The following is a 20,850-nucleotide window of genomic DNA, read 5'->3' on the forward strand; positions in this document are numbered from 1 at the left end:
GTCGTAGTGATGCGGTATCAGGGAGTAGAAGCCACGATGTTCGAATCTGTGTCTGCGCCGGGGTCTTACGCGATGGAAGACTTTCTGTCCGACCACAATCTGACCCTGATCGATGAGACCGTCTCGGAGGTCTTCGGGATGATGCTCGGCTTCACCGCCGAAGCTGCCCCCGCCTCCGCGCCGGCCCTATCCGATCTCCAGGAACGCACCGCGATCGTCGGTTTCTCGGGAGCCATGCGCGGATCCTGTGAGGTGCGTATGTCGATTGGAGCAGCCCGCGAGATAGCCTCGGCGATGCTTGGCGGGGTTCCCATCGATGAGGCGGACGATTCCATCTCGGACGCGGTTGGCGAACTGTGCAACATGATCGCGGGAGGCTGGAAGAACCGCGTCCCCAGCCTCTCCTCGCTCTGCGCCCTCTCGCCACCGACTGTGGTCTCCGGCAGCCGCTACCGCGTTCACATGAGCAAGCCGTCCGCGAAGATCGAGCGCGTCTTTCGCTTCGAAGAGCACGGCTTCCAGCTCACCCTTCAGTGCGAAGAGCGCGATGCTGCCTAGTCCCGCAGATTCCCGACCGGGTCCTCGAGCTCGGAAGCGTCCTCCATCTCGACGTCCGTCTCTTCAGGATCGATAACGAGAGGTTCAGCCTTCGTAGTATTTACTGGAACCTCAGGTTTTGGCTTGGGCACAAACCGGTCGACCTCGAACCCCGCTCTCATGGCTGCAGCCCGTGCCTCGCCAAGCTTCTGGTGGAGCCCATGGATCCCCACCGAATCGATTGGAGGCTCCGCTACAAGCGTCGGAAGCGTCATCCACCACAGCAGATCTTCGAGCAACTCCTTGTTAAACCACGCCTTTCCATTCGCCTCGTTGACTCCCGCGAGCCAGCGCACATCCGGCTCGCTCCAGAAGCTCTCGGGCAACCCAAGGAAGTCCGCCGCCTCCTCTTCTACTGGAGCCCCATAGGCCAGGAGTGTCCGCACCCGTGCTGCTGCCCGCCATGAACTCTCATGCTCGAAGCCAAGCGAAACGAAGTTCTCCGCGAGCGCCGCGCGAAGCTGCAGCCGATCGAAGGTCTCGAGACGCGAAGCTCCAGTGACACCCTCCGGCACAAGCTCCTTCACGAGGCTCCACGCAAGCACAGGAGCCCACAGAGCTACGCTCCGCCGTGCTCCGCGGCCAATCGGCAGCACATGCCCTATCTCGCTCTCCGCGATCGCGATACCTGGGATCCGCGCCGTCGCTTCGAGCGCAGCCGTCAACCCATCTCCTGTAAAGCCTTCTGGAAGCTCATCGATCTGGCCCGTCGCGGTATAGAAGGCCTTGGCCTTCGCGACCAAACCGCTGACCGGACTCAAGACGACAGCTTTCCGCACCGGCTCAGAGGCTGTTTCCTCACCCAGCGCCTCTTCCTCGATCTCCTCCGTCTTTAGCGAGGCCGCACTTGCGACACCGGCTGTTTCGGAGATCTTCGCCTGCGCCTCGTCGCTGCTTGCGGCGATCAGCATCTGGATCGTTCCCGGCTCCAGCAAATGGCGCAGAGCATCGTGTACCGGCATGAGCCGGAGCTTTGAAAGCGCCTCATCGAGGTTCGCAACTCCTGCGCCGTTCAGCGCATTGCAGAGTCGATCCCACGGATAGGCATCGCTCGCCCGCCGTTCCTTCCAGTTCAGAAGCACAACGTACTGATACCCGCGTAGATCGACCGTGATGCCATTCGACCTCAGTTCGTGCGACCATCGCAGATACTCGAGCCCGGTCGCCGAATCCTTGTACGCGACCATCGCCCCGTCATCCCACGGAAGCTGAATCGCATCCCCAAGCGTCTGCCCTCGCATCACGCCGGCGCCTTTATCCACCTGTTCCACCGACCAGTGGATCGTGCCCCGCGTGCTCTCGTAGCGGTTGTTGAAGAGGATCACAGCCTTGCGGTCATGCTCCCTATTTGAGAACGCGAAGACGTTCTCATCGACGTGCCCTTCCGGCGCATTGAAGTCGTACATGCGGAAGTAGCTGCTCTCCGCGAAGAGGCTGCGATCTTTCAGCAGAGGCATGATCTCCCGCTGGTGACGCGCGATCAGGTCGTCGTTCGGATACTCGTCGAAGCGCGCCTTCTTGTACTCCATGCCATACCGCTCGGTGAACGCCTCGATCTGCCCATGCCCGAACATCGGCAGCCCCGGCAGTGTTGCCATCAGCGTGCAGCACCCGAAGTATTTATCCCCCGTCCCAAACTGGTCGATCGCCGTCCGCTCATCGGGATTGCTCATGAAGTTGACATACCGCTTCAGAATGTCCGGATCAAACTCGATCGTCTTCTTCAGGTACGAACGGTACTTCGCATTCTCTTCATCCCGCAGCATGTTCATGAATGCGCTGTTGTAAACCCGATGCATCCCCAACGTCCGAACGAAGTATCCCTCCAGGAGCCAGAAAGCCTCCGCCAGCAGAAGCGTTCCCGGAACCTCGACCGCCACCCGGTCCACCACCTCGCGCCAGAACTCATGCGGCATCAGCGCATCGAACTCTTCCTGCGACATCGCATTCTCCGCCCGCGAAGGAATCGATCGACCCTCACCTGGCAGCGGGAACCAGAGCCTCTGCACATGCTTCTTCGCCAGCACCATCGCCGCATCGAACCGGATAATCGGAAACAGCTTCGCCACTTCGAGAATCGTCTGAATTACCTGCTCCCGGACATGCGCCTTCGAGTAGTCGAGCTGGGCCGTATCATTCCACGCGAACGTCGTCCCGTCGTTGCCGTGAAATACAAAATCCGTCTTCCCGGAGCCACGATTCCGCAGCCGAAACACCACCGCCGCATCGGTCTGGTCGAAGTAGTGATCCTCGATCTTGATCTCGACGTTCGGGTCGATCGAAAGATCTGGCCCCTCAAACCGGTACACCGGAAACGGGCTCTCCGGCCTCGAGATAAACCAGTCCGGATGCTCCAGCACCCACGTCGAATCGATGCCCATGTGGTTCGGCACCATGTCGCTCGCCAGCCGAATACCCGCCCGCGCCGCCCGTTCCCGCAGCACCTCGTACGCCGCCTGCCCACCCAGATCCTCGGCAATCCGGTAATCCCTCAACGAGTAAGCCGACGCGACCGCATCCGCCTGCCCGCGCATCCTCTTAATCGTCTGCGAAGCCACGCTCCGCTCCCACAACCCGATCAGCCAAAGCCCATTCAACCCCCGCCCGGCCAGCACATGCATCTCTTCCTGCGGAATCTGGTCGAGCCGATGAATATGCCTCTGGTACTTCTTCGAAAGCTGCTCCAGCCATACGTAAGTGCTCTTCGCGATCAGTACCACCGTCGGCATCCACGCCTGATCCTGGCTGAACGCCTCGTACTCGTTAAGTTGGTCAGCCTTCTCCAGTGCCTTTCGTCTTGCTTCCTCTTCCTGCAGTTCAGTGAACCCCAGGTACTCGTCCCCACTGAAACCCTGCATCCCATAGTCGACAGCCCCATCCTGCCGCCAGTCCGCATGCCCCATCCCATCCGCCGGATGGAACCGCATCCAGATCGCGATATCCTCTTCGCGCAATACGTCGATCGCCAGCAGAACGCTCCGCAGCTCCTCCCCGATGTACTCCACCCAGTGTTCCCGAATGTAGTCGAGCTGCCCACTGAGCGAGTCCGGCGAAGCCAGCATAGGCGCCTTCAGAACATCAAGCAGAGTCCCATCCTTCGCGCTGAACGGGGGCCGCGTCGCGAAGTAGTCCCCCAGCTTCGCCGTCACCCGTTTATAGACCGTCCCCTCCACCAGCTTCTGATCGTCGAACAACTCCCGAAACGGCTTATAAGCCGGGTTGATATTCGCCAGCCAAAGCAGCAAAAGCTCCTCCATCGCAGCCTCACGATTCGGCAAGCCATCGACCGTCTTCGCAAGCCACTCCGCGATCGTCTCCTCCCCGCGATAGATCGAGACGTTCGGAAACTGCTCGATGAACGTCCCCATCAGCCGATCGACATCCGCCTTCGAAGCATTCGCCACAAACCACTGCAATGCCGCCGGTAGAACCTGCGGATCGATCGTCTTCCGGTACTTCGCCACCAGCGCATGGCTCAGCTCGTCGATCAGCCCCATCGCGAACAGCGCACCCGCATTCACTACGTCTGACTTACGAGCGACGCCCTGCCGCACCTCCGTCATCCTGGCCGCGAGCTTGCGAGCCGCCACCACGTCGCCGAAAACGACATTCCCGACATAGTCGAACAGCGTTTCATCCACCTGATAGCGGTCTCGAGCCGCACGAGAAATATGAAATTCCATGCCAGTTTGCCTCTGCGAGTGATCTTTAGACGGTGGGGCTTTCGTGGGCATGCGTGCTTTGCCCGTTCAGCATGCCGGAGACGAGAGGAATCGAACGATACGCAGCGCGTTCGCGTGGATGCTGCCCGGATGGAGCCGGATCATACCATGTCGTCACGACGAGGCGCTTCCTTGGCGCGAGTCACGGCTCGCGCTCCAGCGGAGCGGGTGAGCCGTACCCATTGGAAGTCATCCGCAGCCGTAAGGATGCATCATCCGTCTACCCATCACCTCTTCGGAGCCTGAGGTGCCGTTTCGGAAGGCTCCGGACCGGGCTCTGTTAGCCCGTCTGTAACAATCCGGCTCCTTACCTCCAGCTTGTGATAGTTGCTGTACCTCGCCTCGAACGTCCATGTCAGCGGATTCAGCCCATACGACGTGGCATCCGACAGGATCGTCTTCGGCAGCCAGAACGGCTTGCCGCCAAGCATCACCGGGTCGTAGTCGACCGACCACACCCAATTGCCCTTGATCTTCGGCACGATGTCGTAATTCGGTGTCGTCATCTCGATGCGCCGGATACGCATCGTCTCGGGGTCGACGAACACCCTCCCATGCGAGCGTCGGGTCGAACACACGGGGTTATCAGTCGATCCCGGCAGCGATTCGAATTCGATCACGATCCGGTGCGGCGCAAAGAAGGTCAGCATCGGATGCATGCGGAAGTTCGTGCAGACCTCTTGAGCCGCATCGGCCACCGCCAGCCCCGTGCCGAACGCGCCCGAAAGAATAGCCGGCCCGGCGAGCGATCCCGAAGAAACAGCCTTCCCATCGACCCTCTTCAGATCCCGGGATTCGACAAGTTCCAGCTTCCGTGCGGGGGTGATCTTGCGCTGCAGCCGAAAGATCGACTCCGTCTTGCTGTGAACGGACTTAACGACGGTGTTCGCCGGCCCAAAATCCGACTGCACGACCTCATCACAGAAAAGGCTCGGAACCGATCGGAGATATTCGAAGAAGTTTTCCTGAAGCCGGTCGAGAACCTGCTCCAGCGTGACCTGCACCTGTCTGCCTGAAGGTTGCGCCCATAAGGCAGGTCCGAACGCGTTAGCCAGCAACAGGCTCAGCGTCCAGCGGATCACTCCGGAACAGACCCACCAGCGCTGCCTCTCCAGGGAGCTCATCCGGCCAGAATATCAGCGGGCCGCATTCTCAGGCCGCCGCTTCCGCCTTCAACTTCTCCGCCGTGTAGTGCGCGATCAGCGCATCGACTGTCGGCTGCAGCATCCCTTCCATCACCATCGCCAACTGGTGGTTCGTCAGCCCGATCCGATGATCCGTTAGCCGGTTCTGCGGAAAGTTGTAGGTCCGTATCTTCTCCGAACGATCACCCGTCCCAACCTGCGCCTTGCGGTCCTTCGCCTGGATCTGGTGAATCCTCTCGGCCTCGACCTCATACAGGCGGGCACGCAGCACGCGCATCGCCTTCTCGCGATTCTTGATCTGCGATTTCTCATCCTGGCAGCTCACTACCGTCTGCGTGGGAAGATGCGTAATCCGGATCGCCGAATACGTCGTATTCACCGACTGGCCACCCGGCCCCGAAGAGCAGAACGTGTCGATCCTTAGATCCTTCTGCTCGATCTTGATGTCGACCTCTTCGGCTTCCGGAAGCACCGCCACCGTAATCGCCGAAGTATGCACACGTCCTTGCGTCTCCGTCGCCGGAACCCGCTGAACCCGGTGTACACCCGACTCGTACTTCATCTGCGAGTACACCTTGTCGCCTTCGAAGATCGCCGTGACGTCTTTCAGTCCCTGCCCGATGCCGCTCTCCGACTGCGAAAGAATCTCGACCTTCCACCGATGCTGCTCGGCAAACCGCAGGTACATCCGGAACACCTCGGCCACGAACAGCGCCGCTTCATCCCCGCCCGTCCCCGCCCGCAGTTCGATAATCACGTTCTTGTCGTCGTTCGGATCCTTTGGCAGCAGAAGGATTTTTAACTCTTCCTCCACCGGCTCGAGCCGTGGCTCGAGCATCGCAAGTTCCTCCGCCGCCATTGCCCTCACATCCGGATCGCTGTCCGTCAGCATCGCCTTTGCTTCGTCGATGCCTTCCTTGATCTTCCGGTACGTCCGGAACTTCTCGACAATTGGTTCCAGGTCACGGTGCTGCTTCGCGGTCGTCTGAAACTTCTTCTGGTCGTTCACCAGCGTTGGGTCGGACAACTGGCGTCCGAGGTCTTCATAGCGTGCTTCAAGTTGATCGAGGCGGTCGAACATGGGAGTCTCCTCCTGCCGGAGCAGGGAATCGGAATATCAATTTGGGATTGGGGAGAGAAAGAAAGCGCGCATGGCGCAGCTAGGCAAAGTCGTGACGCACAGGAGCCACGCGGGAGGTCCACACCGGAATGTTTGCCATATCCATCACAAATTAGATGGTACAGCGGACGCGAACGGTTCGGGAAGCATCTTTCTTCTCGATAGGGGTGAACGGGCTGCACGCGCCGCCTCAGCAAATCAGAAGCTCCATGAGGTACGTGCATGGCACAATTCCACGCGGTCGCGACGCTGGCAGAAACACTCGCCGGTGAGGGAAGTCGGCTCAAAAAGCGAGCCGCCATCGCCGACGCCATCTGTCGCGCCGCCCAGGAAGGGCCAAATTCTGGCATTAGCCAAACCTCTGATGCTGGACTCTTCGCTCTCTACCTTGCAGGCCTCCCCTTCTCTGAGGCCGATCCTCGCAAGCTGAACGCCGGGGGAGCCATCGTCACCCGCGCCGTCCTCGCGGTCTCTGGTGCTACCGATGCCGCGCTCTCCCAGGCCTATCGCCGCCACGGCGACCTGGGTGCCGCCGCCTTCGACCTCCTGGCCGGAACTCCCGATCGCGCCCCCGACCTCACCCTCACGCAGGTCTCCGAATCCCTTTCCGGCATGGCCACCGCCAAAACCACTGCCGTGCGCTCGGCCCTACTCGAAGACCTGCTATGTCGCGCCACTCCAATCGAAGCCAAGTACCTCATCAAGCTGATGCTCGGCGACATGCGCATCGGCGTGAAGCAGTCCCTCGTCGAAGAGGCCATCGCCGTTGCCGCAAGCACCGCCCGCCACGAGGACCTTGCCACCGACGTCGCCGCCGTGCGTCACGCTGTCATGCTGGAGGCCGACCTCGGCCGTGCCGTTGACCGCGCCTTCGCTGGAACCCTAGACGAAGCCCGCATGCGCCTCTTCCACCCCCTCGGCTTCATGCTCGCAAGTCCCGTCGAGAGTCCAGAGGAAGCCGTCGCGCGATTCACCCAGAAGCCAGAAAAGCCAGCAAAACCCGCGAAGAAGCCACGCAAAAGCAAGAAGGCGGCCGACGCCGATCTGGAAGTCGAGGAAGCAGTCGCCGAAATCGAACTGGATCTCCCCAGAACCGACGGCCAGGTTGACGCCTTCCTGGAGGACAAGTACGACGGCATGCGCGCTCAGGTTCACTGCGGCGATCCGTCCCATCCCGGACGCGTCGCCATCTATTCCCGCAACCGCGAGGATGTAACCGAAAGCTTCCCCGAACTCGCCGAGGCCTTCGCCGCGGTCAAGCACGATGTCGATGGAGCCATGATCCTCGACGGCGAAATCCTCGCATGGAACTTCGGTACCGATGCAGGCAGCCTCGGAAATACAGCCCGTGCCCTCCCGTTCGCGATCCTCGGAACACGCATAGGCCGCAAGAAAGTGTCAAACGAAGTTCGCACGCAGATCCCCGTCGTCTTCATGGCGTTCGACCTCATGTACGCGAAAGACGAACTTCAGCTAAGCCTGCCCTTGCGCGATCGCCGAAACCGCCTCGAGGCCATCGTCGAGCAGATGATCGACCGCGTCGTCTCTCCGCTAGCCGTCGACGAGCGTCGCAAAGAGTCGCAACAGGCCATGTTCCTCGGCGAAGAGGGTGCCGGCGTGCCCCGCCTCATGCTCTCCCCATCGCGCCTGGTCGAGAGCGCCGAAGATATCGACCGCGCATATGCCGACGCCCGCGCCCGCGCCAACGAAGGCGTCATGCTCAAAGCAGCCGGATCCGCCTACCTGCCCGGCCGTAGAGGCCTCGCCTGGGTCAAGTTGAAGCGCGAGTTAGCGACCCTCGATGTCGTCATCACCGGAGCCGAATACGGCAACGGCCGCCGTGCCGCCTTCCTGAGCGACTACACCTTCGCCGTCCGCAGCCCCGAAGGCGAACTCCTCAACGTCGGCAAAGCCTACTCCGGCGTCACCGACGCAGAGGTCGTCGAACTGACCGAGTTGCTCAAAGCCCACACCCTCGAAGACCAGGGCCATTTCCGCACCGTGGAACCTCTCGTCATCCTCGAGGTAGCTTTCAACAACATCATGCGCAGCGGACGCCATGCCAGCGGCTTCGCCCTCCGCTTCCCCCGGATCATTCGCATCCGCACCGACAAGCCCCTTGAAGAGATCGACACCGTCGAACGCGTTGAGGAGGTATACATGAGCCAGGTCGACCGGCCTGTCGAGCCTGCTCCGTAAAAGTCCGTCCCCTGGTGAGATCAAGTCCTTTGTTCACAAGACTTTGCAGTCAAAAATGGCGAAGTCCACCACTAAGTCTAATGTTTTGAAGACTTTGGCTCCTTTGGAGGGGGAGGGGGTAGTTTGCTACCTCACCTGCGCGTCGAATGCGCCCGTCTCGATCGTCTTGCCATGCTTCATCTGAATGAAGATCCGGTAGGCTCCCGAAGTCGGAAAGCCATACGGAAACTCCACCTCCGGACCCGTCGGCGTACTCATCCCCGCCATCGGCCCATTCGCCATATCAAGCGCCGCCATCGCCGCCGACCCTTCAGGATGCGTATGCGCGAACACCGTCCCGTCCGTCTTCACAAAAGCCGCATGCCCCGCCATTCCCATATAAGGGCGCATATCCCCCGCCGGCTGCCCGCCAGTCCCAACTAACCTGAAATGAAAGAGATAAGGTGTCGTCGCCGTAATGGTTGCCGGCTTGTCCCAGATCATTGTGTAGCCATCCGGCAGTCGATAGCTCGCACCCAGTTCCCCCTTCGAGAGCGGCGTCGGCAGCGCTTCGGCATCGTCCGGACCCAGCGCCTGGGCCGGCTTATCCGCCGGCACGTTCACCTTGGCTACTAGCGTCTCGGGAAATCCGTTCGCATGCACGATGTCTCCATATAAGGTGTATTCGCCGGCAGGCATTGCGGGAAGCGACATCCGGAAATCCCCCGCTCCCACCAACTCAGGGTGCAGGTGAAACACCGCGTCCATTTCCGGCTCCCGGATCGCATAAAGGTGGATCAGGTGCCCGTGATCCGCCAGGAAGTCCCGGTTGCTCTGACTCGGCACCCGCGACACCTTCGGGTCGCGCATGATCCCCTGAACCGTCAGATCCAGCACATCCCCGTTCAGGCTGGCGACCGTCTTCATGGGCTGGTAGACGTTCCCGGCGTAGGTCGCCGCCTCGACGTTCCACCACTTCGCCCCGCCCCACACCATCAATCCCATCACCAGCAGAGCCGCAGCCATCGCGGCCCATCCCCTCTGCCTTCGGCCCGCATCCGCCGCCACCCCCGGCGCCAGCCGCGCCTCTCTGACCGCCGCCGCCACCGTCCCAGCCATGGACACCACCAGGAACACCCCCAGTGCCGCCAACCCCCACCCCATCCCCCGCTCCATCTTCAGCGTCGAGAGAGCAATTGCTGGAACAGGCACCGAGGCCGTCTGGTGCCCGGCTACCCCATCCACCCCAAACCGTACCTGCCACGACCCTGACTGCATCATCCACACGCCGCCCCTGTAAAAGTTCGGATCCTGCGCCGACACCTTCATCTGATCCGCGCTTGGGGGATGCTTCGACGCCTCTCCGGTGAGAGGAATCGGCGTGATCTGCAACCCCGTCACCGCCGCACCCGACACCCGCACCTCAATGGTCGCGACACCTGGAATCACATTCGGCGGGCGAATCGTGACGAAGAGCTTGTAGGGCCCCGCATCCACCGTCTCAAACACATCCTTCGACCCAAGATGAGCCCAGGCCGACGGTGTTAACGCGATGAGCACAACCGCCAGCCAGCCAACTCGCCAGTGTTGAAACGTCACCGCTGCACGCTCCGCATCCAGTTCCCAAATTTCAACCCGACCCACGTTCCAACCGATCCATAGATTACGGCCTCGGCCACTCCGCGAGCCAACTCTGCCGGTCCCGCCGGATCGAACCACCTGCGCATCCGGTCGTATCCGTCTGGAGGCGAATTGTAATCGAAGTAGATCGTTCCAAAAAAGCGGTTTGCACTCGCCTTCGAGAGTAGAAAGCTGGCAAAAGGCCATTCCACCACGACGAGGACTGCCGTGAAGATCAGGCTCGAAACGAGTGCGAGCTTCCACGTCTTCCACCCCTTCGTCCTCTGCCACAGCAGGTCCAAGGCGATCGCCGGGACGATGATCAGGATGGGAAACTTCGCCGGGACGAGATGCGTGACTTGGTTCAGCACCGGCCCAAGCTTAGGCGATGCCGAGACCAGAGGAAATATCAGGATCTCCCCGATGCCGATGATGGTATAAATCGCCGCGGTAATCGTGCAGGCCCACTTCGCCTGGGACGATTGCGACAGCAGCGCGAAGATGAGCGGAACTGCGGCTCCCATGACGACGTAGGCGGTAGCCGTGTGCAGCTTGAAGTCCACCGTCTTCTCGAGCAGGAAGAACATCTGCCCGCCCACCATCAGGCCGCCCAAGTACAGATACAGAATCTGCAGCTTTCGATGGGCTTCCGTCTCGCTCGCCGCCCGATTCATCGCCGCAAGTGTCAGGAAAAGCATGCCCATCGCCACACACCGGATTCCGAGGATTAGGAGGGTGTGCGGAGGGCTGATGATCTTCACATCCAGCCCATAGGCGGCGTGCCACCAGTTATCGAACGGCCCTGAGGTAATCATTGCGATGCCGCCCCAGGCCGCCAGGAATGCCCCCAGCGGTGCCTTGAAGCCGAGTACACTCACGGATTCGTCCCGCATGTGCTGCGACTTGCCAAAGGTGGTGGTGAAGATAAGGTTTCCACAGATGACCGCCGCAATTACTCCACAGGCGTAGATCATGATATGGGCAGGTGTTAGAAAGCTGTCTCGACCGATCGACCGGTGCCACGCGACGTCCCATTGCCCGCCAAAGGAAGACGAGGTGACCGCGAGCGCACCCCAGTAGATATACCAGGGGACTCCCGCTGCCCGGGCGGAAGTACTCGGACGGGCGACGCTTTGACTTCGTGAGGAGCGGAGCGGCGGGTGGACGATACCGGCTGTCGACATAAGCGACTCCTGCGAATCTCGGATCTTTGCGCATTTAATCGTATACCCGCTATTACCTACAGACACTTCGAATCTCCGACGCGGAACTAAAGCACATCACCTCACCAATGAACCGGAGTAATGTGAGTCTTTATGACTCACATTTTATGCATCTTTTATTCGTCTGTGGCGTCTAAACTCTGACTCAAGCTTCAGAAGGAGACGCTTCATGGCTATTCGTTGGGAGAAACTGACGGTCAAAGCCCAGGCTGCGGTGCAAAGCGCTGCTGCCATCGCAAGTGAAAATGGAAATCCCGAGGTGCTCCCCGTCCACCTCGCCGCAGCTCTGCTCGAAGACCGCGAGGGTGTTGTGGTCCCCGTACTGGAAAAAGTGGGTGTGCCCGTCGAGCGGCTCCTTGCGGGAGTGAACGCGGCTATCGAGAAGTTGCCCAAGGTCCAGGGTGGCGGACAGCCCGGGCTCGCGCAGTCGACACAACGCGTCCTCGACCAGGCGTTTCAGGAGGCCGAGTCCTTCAAGGATGAGTACTGCTCGACCGAGCACCTGCTGCTCGGGCTGACCGATGCCAAGGTCGGTCGCGCGGGTGGAGGAGCCGAAGTCGTTCAGACTGCTCTCGCTAGCTTCGGGGCTACGCATGACGCCATCCTGCGCGCCCTCACCGCAGTTCGTGGATCGCAGCGCGTCACGGACCAGAATCCCGAGGGCAAATATCAGGTCCTCGAGAAGTACGCCAAGGACCTTACGGAGATGGCGCGTCGGGGAAAACTCGATCCCGTAATCGGTCGCGATGAGGAGATTCGGCGCGTTGTCCAGGTGCTGAGCCGCCGGACGAAGAACAATCCTGTGCTCATCGGCGAACCGGGCGTTGGCAAGACTGCGATCGTCGAAGGTCTGGCTCGGCGAATCTTCCTTGGCGATGTTCCTGAGATTCTGCGCGACAAACGCGTCGTCTCGCTCGATCTGGCTTCCATGATCGCCGGAGCGAAGTTCCGTGGGGAGTTCGAGGAGCGTCTCAAAGCTGTCCTTAAGGAGATCGAGGAGTCCAACGGCGAGATCATCCTCTTCATCGACGAGCTTCACACGCTCGTCGGAGCCGGAGCATCGGAAGGCTCGCTCGATGCGAGCAATATGCTCAAGCCTGCGCTGGCTCGTGGCGGTCTTCGCGCGATTGGTGCGACGACGCTTGCCGAGTATCGCAAGTACATCGAGAAGGATGCGGCGCTCGAGCGGCGTTTCCAGATCGTCTATGTGGGCGAGCCGAACGTTGAGGATACAGTCGCGATCCTTCGTGGCCTGAAGGAGAAGTACGAAGCTCACCACAAGGTGCGGATCAAGGATGCTGCCATCGTTGCCGCGGCGACGCTTTCGCATCGGTACATCTCGGACCGTTTCCTTCCTGACAAGGCTATCGACCTTGTCGACGAAGCTGCGGCTGCGCTTGCCATTCAGATCGGCTCTGTTCCGGTTGAGATCGACGATCTTGAGCGTCGCGGAACTTCGCTCGAGATCGAGAAGGCTGCGTTGCGGCGCGAGACCGATCCTGCGAGCCGTGAGCGTCTGGAAGTAGTCGAGAAGGAGCTTGCCGAGGTTCAGGAATCTGCTGCTGGACTGCGTGCTCGCTGGCAGACAGAAAAGGGAGCGATCGGCAAGATCGCGGAGCTCAAGGCTGCGCTCGAGAACCTGCGTTTCCAGGCTGGCGAAGAGACCCGCAAGGGCAATCTCCAACGTGCGGCCGAACTGCAGTATGGCGAGATTCCGCGTCTCGAAGCCGAACTCGGGCGTCTCACCAACTCGCAGGATGCGATCAATGCGGGAACGACGCATCGCATGCTGAAGGAAGAGGTGGATGAGGAAGACATCGCGGCTGTCGTCTCGAAGTGGACTGGAATTCCGATCTCCAAGATGCTTGAAGGCGAGATGCAGAAGCTTGTCCAGATGGAAGCTCGCCTGCGCGAGCGGGTTGTTGGACAGGATCGAGCGCTTGAGGCAGTTGCCAATGCCATTCGGCGTTCGCGTGCTGGACTAAGCGATCCGAAGCGTCCGATCGGGAGCTTCATCTTTCTTGGTCCGACTGGAGTTGGGAAGACGGAGACTGCTCGTTCTCTCGCTGAATTCCTCTTTGATGACGAAGCTGCGATGGTTCGGATCGATATGAGTGAGTACATGGAGAAGCATGCGGTGGCCCGGCTTATCGGTGCTCCTCCTGGATATGTCGGTTATGACGAGGGTGGGCAGTTGACTGAGGCTGTTCGGCGGCGTCCGTATGCGGTTGTGCTTTTCGATGAGATCGAGAAGGCGCATCCGGATGTGTTCAATATCCTGTTGCAGGTGCTCGATGACGGGCGACTGACGGACTCGAAGGGACGGACGGTCGACTTCAAGAACACTGTGCTCATCATGACTTCGAACCTTGGATCCACTCAGCTTTCTACCGCGTGGGCCGGGTCCGAAGACGGCTTCGAGGAGGCTACCGAGCGGGCGATGGAGGTTCTGAGGCAGCACTTCCGGCCGGAGTTCCTCAATCGTGTCGATGACATCGTCACGTTCCACGCGCTTGGCGAGGAGCAGTTGACCCATATCGTCGATCTTCGTCTCGCTGAACTTCAGAGCCTGCTTGCAGAGCGGAAGATCACGCTCGACGTTACGCCTGCCGCACGGCACGCGCTGTTTACGGCTGGCTACGACAAGGTCTACGGCGCGCGTCCCTTGAAGCGTGCGGTGCAGCGGATGGTGCAGGACAAGCTTGCCGTCAGGATCCTTGAAGGAAGCGTTCTGCACGGAGACAAGGTGCTGATTGACGCCGATCCGAATTCGTCAGGGAAGAGTTCGGCCCTGACGTTCACGGTGGAATCGAGAGAGGCTCACCTGGAGCCGGTGAGTTTCTAACGCCGGGAGGGGTACCCCCCCCTCCCATTGCCTGGGTCTAACATCTTTCTTATGATAGACCTACGGCACTCTATGCGCCGTAGGTGGTTCATAAGAAAAGGGTTACGGCTAAAAATTAGTAAACAAAGGACTTAGAGGAAGAACGAAGGCGAGCTCCGATTTGGAGCTCGCCGTTTTTGCTTATGCCTTAATTGTATCGAACTCACCATAACTAAAAGGACAGTGACTTTTCCCTTTCTTATCATAGGTTTAGAGCAAAACGAGGCTTGACAACTTTTTGAGGCTGACATTTTGCTGTGAGGTCTCCTCCGCGCGCTCCGGGTGCTTTGATTCTGTCAGAGGGTGTAGACCCAGCAACCGGTCTTCCCGTCGGATTCCTCGTATACTGAGGAGTCGCGTGAACAGGAAAGCAATCATCATCGGGGCAGGACCAGCGGGCCTCACAGCAGGACTCGAACTTCTTCGCCGCTCCGATATCGAGCCCATACTCTTTGAAGCCAGTAACGAGATCGGCGGCATCTCCCGCACGATTCGCTACAAGGGCAACCGGATGGACATCGGCGGTCACCGCTTCTTTTCGAAGTCGGATCGCGTGATGCAGTGGTGGATCGACCTGATGCCCCCCGAGGTCGCGCCGGGCGAGACGGAGATTGCGTACCAGGGCAAGACGCGCAAGGTGACGGTTCCCGCCGTTCTCGAAGAAGAGCCGGTCCTGCGGGGCGTCGGCCCATTGCACCATGCGGTCGATGCGGAAGAGCCGGTTCCACACGCCGAGACAGTTGATGCGCCGGTTCCGGCGGATCCGGACCTGGTCATGCTGATACGCCCGCGCAAGAGCCGAATCTACTACCTGCGGAAGTTCTTCGATTACCCGATCAAGCTCACCGGCAACACGCTCCGGAACCTTGGGATCACGCGGACCGCGCGCGTGGGTATGAGCTACTTTACGTCGCGCCTGCACCAGATTGAGCCGGAGAAGAGCCTCGAAGACTTCCTGATCAACCGCTTTGGCCGCGAGCTTTATCTCACCTTTTTCAAGAGCTACACCGAGAAGGTCTGGGGGACGCCATGCGACCAGATTTCGGCAGAGTGGGGAGCTCAGAGAATCAAGGGGTTGAGCCTTACCACAGCCGTAAAACATTTTCTGGCGAAGGCGTTCAGCAGAGAGAAGCCGACGAAGGATCTCGCTCAGAAGGGAACCGACACCTCGCTGATCGAGCGCTTCATGTATCCAAAGTTTGGCCCGGGACAGCTTTGGGAGCATGTCGCCGACACCATTATTAACACGGGCGGCTCGATCCATATGCAGCGACGGGTCGACCGCATTCATGTGGAGGGCAAGCGGATTACTGCTGTCGATGTCGTAGCGCCGGACGGCACACGTGAGACTTGTACGGGCGACAGCTTCTTCTCGACGATGCCTATGAAGGAGCTTGTTCGAGCCCTGGACTGTCCCGTCCCGAACGAGGTTCGTGAGATTGCCGAGGGGCTTCAGTACCGCGACTTCATCACGGTTGGAATTCTCGCGGAGCGCCTCGCCGTGACTGAGCCCGCCGGCGGTTTGCTGAAGGACACGTGGATCTATATCCAAGAGCCCGACGTTCTGCTTGGCCGCTTGCAGATCTTCAATAACTGGAGTCCGCATATGATTGCGGACCCTTCGAAGGTCTGGCTTGGGCTGGAGTACTTCTGCTACGACACCGACCCTCTGTGGGCGATGCCGGACGAAGAGCTGAAGCGCTTTGCCGCGGCGGAACTGGAGAAGATCGGCATCCTGAAGACGCGCGACGTTCTCGATGGACACGTTGTTCGCGTACCGAAGACTTACCCGGCTTACTTTGGGAGCTACGACCGCTTTGACGAACTACGGACGTTCACGGACAGCTTCGAGAACCTCTACCTTATTGGCCGCAATGGGATGCATAAGTACAACAACCAGGATCACAGCATGCTTACCGCGATGACGGCGGTGGATGGTTTGATCGCGGGGCATGTGGACAAGACGGCGCTATGGGGAATAAATACAGAGCAGGAGTACCACGAGGAGAAGGATAGGAAGGGGTAGGTCCTTTCCTTTTTGGTGTGGTGGGTAAGGGAAGCAACGGCAAGAGCAAAGGAAGACGCAGATTCCCTTCGGGAATGACAACCAAGCAACGGTAACGGCGACGTTTGGACGGCTCGCCTTCCCACCTTAGCCGACGATGAAGCTGTCGGCGAAGATGGGGCACCCCTTTGGGTGCCGGGCTGGAAGAAGACAAGGCAAGTGCATCGATGATGGAAAGGGCCAAGGCAAATACATGCGAAGAGTGCTTCTTGTTGTTCTGCTCGTTCTGGTCGTTGGTGTGGCTGTTTTGCGGCAGCGACTGTTTCTGCGTGATCCGCTTGGGAAGCTCTACGTGAACAACTCCGAGATCACTACAGCCCGAGTCTTTATCAACTACACGAACGACGTGGTCGTGACGACGGCCAATACCGATGCTTCTCCGGCGATCTTTATCGTGCAGCACTGGGATGGCATGCCGGGTCGCCCGCAGGCGGTCAACTGCATGAGCACGCTCGTCTGCCTGAGCGAGGACGATCACGCGAACAAGGTCCCCCTCGGCGGGCGTAACTACAACCCGAAGACCACGATGAACGATCGCGACGTCACCTTTGTGGACTACGGTGGCGACACCCAGCACGTCGTGATCCGCTAGTTATCTTTTTTCGTCGAACTGCTTGCTCAGCCCGAGCGCCTTCGCCGCGGCATCCAGCTTTGCCTGCGTGTGGAAGAAGGTGTGGTTCGGGTTCGAGCCCGGGAAGTATCGGATCGTGATCTCGGTGTCGTCCACGGAATCTTCCTTGCCGTCCGTGATCGGATAGCCAAGGGATTGCACGAGCGCGAGCGATCCCTCGCATCCCGACGCATTTCCTTCGTCTCCCACAATCGCAAAGACGCTCTTCCTTGTTCTTGAGCTGTAGACCGCGGCGAAGTCGCCGATCTTCACATGGTTGTGTATGCCGAAGTTGCCGAGGACGAGATAGTTGATCTTCGCGGCGTCGACATAGCGCCTTGGGTCGTGCTCATTGTCGATGGAGCGATCGTAGAAAGCAGTGGTCGAGATGTAGTAGCCGGGGTAAGGATCGTTTGGTCCCTGCCTTACCGGCGTGCGGTGATCCTTTTCGGTCAGGTAGCCCACTACTTTGCCCGATAGCTTCGATCCAACGTGCGCGTGCTTCTCGTAGTCCAAGGCTTTACTTTCGTTCGGGCCGTAGGCGTTCGGGGCTCCGTCGACGTCCACATGAAGGAACGCACGCATCTCGACGGACGGATGGGGACTGTTGGTCTGCGCGGAAGTCATCAAGGGGCTCGCGAGGAGAAAAGCTGAGGCGAGAAGCGTGGAGCGGCGTCGAGCTGGCGAGATTGTCATTCCAGTCCTTAAGACTACGCTTGTAACCACAAGTCGCGCTCCGACTCTAACAATTCAAGAAAGCGGTGAGATTTCGCTTGCGCGTCCGATAAACGGCTGGCAGTCTGATCAGGTTGAGGTGTAAGGCTATGGAACGTGTTGAAGTAGCTGCGGGCGCAGTTCCGATGGAGCAGGCGTCTTCGGCCGCAGCGAACGTAGCCGATCTGCCTGGAGCGGCGGAGGTTCAGGGACCTCACATACGGCTGGAACTGAAGCATCCCCGCGCCATTCGCTGGATGCACTGGATCAACTTTCCCATCCTGTTCACGATGATCTGGAGCGGGCTGCTGATCTACTGGGGCGATTCCGACAACGCGTACCAGTATCCGCATCGTGTCTACCGCATCGGACTTGGGCACTGGACGCTCTTCCGCTTCTTTCCCGAGCCCGTCTATCAGTGGCTCAATGCGCCTTACCGTATTACGAACGGGCTTGGGTACCACTTCTTCTTCATGTGGATCTTCGCAGCGAACGGGCTTGTGTACGTCACGTATCTCATTCTGTCGGGAGAGTGGCGGCTGCTGGTCCCGACAATGCGGTCGTGGCGGCAGGCGATCGAGGTGACCCTCTACGATTTGCATTTGAGCAAGAAAGAGCCGCCGATCCAGAAGTACAACGGAGCTCAGAAGATTGCTTACACGGCGATTATCCTGATGGGCGCGGGCTCGCTGATTACCGGGCTTTCGATCTACAAGCCTACGCAGGTTCATCTGATCACAAGCCTGCTGGGCGGCTATGAGATGGCCCGGTGGGAGCACTTCTTTCTGACGATCGGGTTCATGGCGTTCTTTCTGCTGCACGTGTTTCAGGTGATCAAGACGGGCTGGAACAACTTCAGGGGGATGGTGACGGGATACGAGATCCGGCCGATCGAACATCCTCTCTACGTGGAAGAAAGGAGGGGCGAATGAGCGAACCTCAGCCTGAGATCCAGGAGCCTGTCGGCGCGGAGCCTTCCGCCGCGCCGGAGCCGGCGGCGACTGAGCCGGAGAGTGCGGCGGCTCCGGAGGCGGTTGCGGCTGGCCCCCAACCTGCTGCCGAAGCTGAGCCGGCTTCGAAGGCTACGGAAGCGGCTCCGCCGCCTCCTGTGGTCCCGCCTGCTGTTGTGGAGACGGACGCGCAGATTCGCGCCCGCTCGGCTGGTATGACGCGGCGCAGCCTTGTCGTCGGGGTGATTGGGGCGGCGGCTGGATATGCGGGGTATCGGTGGATCGATCAGAGCGAGAAGGACGGTCGACAGGAGCTTCCTCTTCGGAAGGCATTCCATGTGGATGCCGATGTCGCTCGAGGGGTGTTCCGAGAGCGGGGGCTGGCGCCGACTTATTCGGTCGACAAGGCGGTGGATCTTCGCTTCAATGGGCCTTACGGGGTTCGCGACGATATCGATGTTTCGAGCTGGCGGCTGCAGATGGCAGGTGTCGCCGATGCTGAGAAGCATCCGCAGTATCAGAAGGACATCACTGCCTGGAATTATGTGATGACGCCGCGCGTCGATCCGAACGCGCCGAAGACGGTGGACTCGAAGGGGCCGGCGGAGGCTCCGAAGGAGGCCATCTGGACGCGGTCGAAGGATGGTTTTGGCGCGCCGATGCGTGGGCAGGAAGAGGCGGGGGAAAGCGATAGCACGCTGGATGACGGGACGCCCGGGATTTCGCTCACCATGGCCGATCTGATGAAGCTTCCTCGTCATGAACTTGTGACCGAATTCAAATGCATTGAGGGGTGGAGCGAGATCGTTCACTGGTCGGGCGTGCGGCTGGTGGATCTGCTTGAGTTGTATCCTCCGGCGAAGGTCGACGGCCGCGAGCCGCGGTATGTCTACATGGAGACGCCTTATGGGGATTATTACTGTGGCTACGATCTGAGCGCGTGCCGGCATCCGCAGAGCCTCCTGGTGACGGAGATGTCGGGCAGGCCGCTGACGCAACTGCACGGTGCGCCGCTACGGCTGCATATGCCAATCAAGTACGGTTACAAGCAGATCAAGAGGATCGGGCTGATCGCGTATACGGATAAGAAACCGGATGACTACTGGACCAAGCTTGGGTATGACTGGTACGCCGGGCTTTAGTGCGCCTGTTTCGCCACTATGACGCGCTCTATGCCCTGCAGGTCGGTCAGGATCTCGATCTCATCCCAACCACGTATCAGTTCGCGCAGTGCGCCGGCTTGGCCAAAGCCGAACTCCATGGTGAGCCAGCCCCCGGGGCGGAGCTTTGCCCGTGCTTCAGGGATCAGGCGGCGGTAGATGTTCAGGCCATCCGTGCCTGCGAATAACGCGGTGCCGGGCTCGAACTCGCGGACCTCGGGATGCAGCGTTGGCCGATCGCCTTCCGGGATATAGGGCGGATTGCTCACGACTACGTCCAGCTCTCCGGGAACAGCCGCGAGGAGATCGGAGAGGCGGAAGTCGACGGTTACTTGATTCCGACTGGCGTTCTCACGGGCGATGGTGAGTGCTGCTTCGGAGAGATCCACTCCCACGACTCGGGCGAGAGGCAGTCGGGAAGCGAGAGCGATTGCTATGGCGCCGGAGCCTGTGCCGACGTCGACGATCTGGGCTGGTCCGGCTACCCGGGCTAAGACGGCGTCTACGAGCAACTCAGTTTCCGGCCTGGGAATGAGTGTGGCGGGCGTGACGCGGAAGGGAAGTCCGTAGAACTCCTGCTCGCCGGTGATGTGCTGGATTGGTTCCATGCGGAACCGCCGCTCGATGAGTGCTTCCACTCGCGATGTCTGCTGCGGCGACAGGGGCTGCTCGGGGTGGGCGAAGAGCAACGTACGGTCAACCTGCAGGGCGAACATCAGGAGGAGATCCGTATCGCGGGCGGCCTGGCTGGCGAGCAGCGGCTCTTCCGCGAGTCTTCGCGCTGCCTGAATCCGCATTTCCTGCAACGTCATTTCAATACCATCGCATACCGGCCGACGCTCGCAGTGATCCTGACGGCATC

Annotated in this window: 15 protein-coding genes; 7 read left to right on the forward strand and 8 right to left on the reverse strand. The window is 60.0% G+C overall.

Features of this window, described 5'->3' with window-relative positions; genetic code table 11:
• Positions 1–36 precede the first annotated feature (36 nt).
• Positions 37–558: a chemotaxis protein CheX gene (locus GRAN_RS09205; RefSeq protein ID WP_206662727.1), complete on the forward strand. Its 522-nt coding sequence runs from the start codon at positions 37–39 to the stop codon at positions 556–558.
• Here the strand turns inward: GRAN_RS09205 and GRAN_RS09210 are convergent.
• The 4 genes from GRAN_RS09210 to prfA all read right to left on the reverse strand — a co-directional run bounded on the left by GRAN_RS09210 (position 555) and on the right by prfA (position 6,545).
• Complete coding sequence (locus tag GRAN_RS09210) at positions 555–4,280, reverse strand: alpha-amylase family protein (protein WP_128912595.1); 3,726 nt, start codon at positions 4,278–4,280, stop codon at positions 555–557. The two genes, GRAN_RS09205 and GRAN_RS09210, sit on opposite strands and share 4 nt — an antisense overlap.
• Before the next feature lie 25 nt (positions 4,281–4,305).
• A complete protein-coding gene (locus tag GRAN_RS26630; RefSeq protein ID WP_277751201.1) occupies positions 4,306–4,437 on the reverse strand; it encodes a hypothetical protein in 132 nt (43 codons plus the stop codon).
• Between the two features lie 109 nt (positions 4,438–4,546).
• Positions 4,547–5,443, reverse strand: coding sequence for a hypothetical protein (locus GRAN_RS09215; protein WP_128912596.1), 897 nt, complete (start codon positions 5,441–5,443; stop codon positions 4,547–4,549).
• A 28-nt stretch (positions 5,444–5,471) separates the two neighbouring features.
• The gene (gene prfA / locus GRAN_RS09220) at positions 5,472–6,545 is read right to left on the reverse strand and encodes a peptide chain release factor 1 (protein WP_128912597.1); all 1,074 of its coding nucleotides are present in this window, start codon (positions 6,543–6,545) and stop codon (positions 5,472–5,474) included.
• Positions 6,546–6,806: 261 nt separating this feature from the next.
• On the opposite strand from prfA, the gene GRAN_RS09225 reads away from it, so the two are divergent.
• Positions 6,807–8,783, forward strand: coding sequence for an ATP-dependent DNA ligase (locus tag GRAN_RS09225; protein ID WP_128912598.1), 1,977 nt, complete (start codon positions 6,807–6,809; stop codon positions 8,781–8,783).
• Between the two features lie 126 nt (positions 8,784–8,909).
• Here GRAN_RS09225 and GRAN_RS09230 read toward each other — a convergent pair whose 3' ends face one another.
• Positions 8,910–10,361, reverse strand: a complete 1,452-nt coding sequence (locus GRAN_RS09230) for a hypothetical protein (RefSeq protein WP_128912599.1) — start codon at positions 10,359–10,361, stop codon at positions 8,910–8,912.
• Complete coding sequence (locus GRAN_RS09235; RefSeq protein WP_241654425.1) at positions 10,358–11,566, reverse strand: hypothetical protein; 1,209 nt, start codon at positions 11,564–11,566, stop codon at positions 10,358–10,360. Before GRAN_RS09235 ends, GRAN_RS09230 begins: the two co-directional genes overlap by 4 nt.
• 208 nt (positions 11,567–11,774) lie before the next feature.
• Between GRAN_RS09235 and clpB the strand changes: the two genes are divergently transcribed.
• The 3 genes from clpB (at position 11,775) to GRAN_RS09250 (ending at position 17,146) form a co-directional block, all read left to right on the forward strand.
• Complete coding sequence (gene clpB, locus GRAN_RS09240) at positions 11,775–14,450, forward strand: ATP-dependent chaperone ClpB (RefSeq protein ID WP_128912600.1); 2,676 nt, start codon at positions 11,775–11,777, stop codon at positions 14,448–14,450.
• Between the two features lie 397 nt (positions 14,451–14,847).
• Entirely contained in the window at positions 14,848–16,515 is a 1,668-nt protein-coding gene (locus GRAN_RS09245; protein ID WP_128912601.1) for an NAD(P)/FAD-dependent oxidoreductase, read from the forward strand.
• 232 nt (positions 16,516–16,747) lie between these two features.
• Entirely contained in the window at positions 16,748–17,146 is a 399-nt protein-coding gene (locus GRAN_RS09250) for a hypothetical protein (protein WP_128912602.1), read from the forward strand.
• On the opposite strand, the gene GRAN_RS09255 is transcribed toward GRAN_RS09250, so the two are convergent.
• A complete protein-coding gene (locus GRAN_RS09255; protein ID WP_128912603.1) occupies positions 17,147–17,860 on the reverse strand; it encodes a glycoside hydrolase family 75 protein in 714 nt (237 codons plus the stop codon).
• 128 nt (positions 17,861–17,988) lie between these two features.
• Between GRAN_RS09255 and GRAN_RS09260 the strand changes: the two genes are divergently transcribed.
• A complete protein-coding gene (locus GRAN_RS09260; RefSeq protein ID WP_241654426.1) occupies positions 17,989–18,810 on the forward strand; it encodes a cytochrome b/b6 domain-containing protein in 822 nt (273 codons plus the stop codon).
• Positions 18,807–19,970 (forward strand): molybdopterin-dependent oxidoreductase, encoded by a 1,164-nt coding sequence (locus GRAN_RS09265; protein WP_241654427.1) that lies wholly within the window; start codon positions 18,807–18,809, stop codon positions 19,968–19,970. Before GRAN_RS09260 ends, GRAN_RS09265 begins: the two co-directional genes overlap by 4 nt.
• Here the strand turns inward: GRAN_RS09265 and prmC are convergent.
• Positions 19,967–20,800 (reverse strand): peptide chain release factor N(5)-glutamine methyltransferase, encoded by an 834-nt coding sequence (gene prmC, locus GRAN_RS09270; RefSeq protein WP_128912604.1) that lies wholly within the window; start codon positions 20,798–20,800, stop codon positions 19,967–19,969. The two genes, GRAN_RS09265 and prmC, sit on opposite strands and share 4 nt — an antisense overlap.
• Positions 20,801–20,850: the final 50 nt, after the last annotated feature.

Source organism: Granulicella sibirica, from assembly GCF_004115155.1.
Taxonomy (GTDB): Bacteria; Acidobacteriota; Terriglobia; order Terriglobales; family Acidobacteriaceae; genus Edaphobacter; species Edaphobacter sibiricus.